Consider the following 1,400-nt stretch of genomic DNA (forward strand, 5'->3'; position numbering starts at 1 on the left):
TTTTACATTGGAGGATCTGGGCTTCATCTTCGTTCCTTCGTCACTACGACGAAGCCCAGATCCTCCTTAAATCACAACCTCAAATCTGTGCCATTGGTGCTGACGGCGGACAATCATGGCTATCCGCAATGCAGTGTTGCAGCGAAATGCAGCGTTGCGGGATGCCGCCGCCCGCCCGCTTGCGAACACTGTCCAAACGACCGATACGGCCCGCGTTGATGGTGTCGCTGCCGGTTCGCCATCCTTCGCGACGACTTTTCAAAATGCCCTACAGCAGGTCAACACCCTCCAGGAGCAGGAAGATGTCGCGACCGAGGCCTATGAACGAGGTGAAACGACCGACATCGCGTCCGTAGTACTCATGCAGCAGCGCGCATCAATCAGTTTCGAAGCGACCTTGCAGGTCAGAAACAAGCTTCTTTCTGCCTACAAGGATATAATGAACATGCCGGTCTGATCAGTCTCCGGCCACCTGATCAGACCCGAGCGGCAACGTGTCACGAGCGGATGCTGGTGTTATCGGAACAGACCGCCCAGAAAGCCGCCTCGCTGATGGCCGCTGCCGTGGCCTCCGCCATGGCCCCCTCCGTGCCCGCCACTGTAACGATCCTCGCCATGACCTCCACCCCACGGGGCTGACTGGCCGTAGCCGGGCCCAGGTGCGCCGCCGCCGATAGACTGCGGCGGTGCATCGGCCTCGAAAGCGGCGTTCCGTTCGATGATCTTGTCGAGTTCGCCACGATCGAGCCAGACGCCCCGGCACTGCGGACAATAATCGATCTCGATCCCCTGTCGATCGGAAAGCAGGAGATCAACTCTGCATACCGGGCAGAGCATCCCCTGCGCGCGGGCCGTGGATGCAGATGCTGGGACGATATCGGACATGCTGAATTCCTCGCTCGTTCGGACGCGGCTTGCGACTGACAACAGGACACCGCGACGGCCACTGACCAGAGCATGATGCGTGTCTCGCAATGAACCTAACCCGAATGGCGCAGGCTGGCGGTTGCACTTTGGTCAAAAACCGATCCGCCTCTAACGATGAGGACCGGAGCGGTGACCACCGGAGAAACCATGCCCGCGATAGCCATGCCCGCCACCGTGACCGCCTACGCCGATTCCAACCAGACGGAGCCAAAATAAGGTTGCCCGGAATAGGCGCCATAGAATGGATAGTAGGATCGTCCACGACCGGGCCGACGTCCGACACCTCGACCACGCACGTGGCTTCCGCTTTTGTCGCTTCGACCGCGACCGCTGAAGGCGCCTCGTTCGGGCGGCTCCGTTCGTAAGCGTCCGGTGTTCCCCGCCTTGCTGACGAGGTGATGCGCAAGCCACAGGTGCGGCACTGTGGCAGGCACCGGTGCGGCATTATGGCGACGCGAATTATCGAGATGGTT

At 60.4% G+C, this 1,400-nt stretch carries 2 protein-coding genes; one reads left to right on the forward strand and one right to left on the reverse strand.

The window, feature by feature from the left end; translation table 11 throughout:
• Positions 1–115: 115 nt before the first annotated feature.
• Positions 116–457, forward strand: a complete 342-nt coding sequence (gene fliE / locus FFS35_RS19835) for a flagellar hook-basal body complex protein FliE (RefSeq protein WP_088185143.1) — start codon at positions 116–118, stop codon at positions 455–457.
• A gap of 59 nt (positions 458–516) precedes the next feature.
• On the opposite strand, the gene FFS35_RS19840 is transcribed toward fliE, so the two are convergent.
• Positions 517–837 (reverse strand): zf-TFIIB domain-containing protein, encoded by a 321-nt coding sequence (locus FFS35_RS19840; RefSeq protein ID WP_171007705.1) that lies wholly within the window; start codon positions 835–837, stop codon positions 517–519.
• Positions 838–1,400: the final 563 nt, after the last annotated feature.

The organism is Sphingomonas sp. 3P27F8, from assembly GCF_005502745.1.
Taxonomy (GTDB): domain Bacteria; phylum Pseudomonadota; class Alphaproteobacteria; order Sphingomonadales; family Sphingomonadaceae; genus Sphingomonas.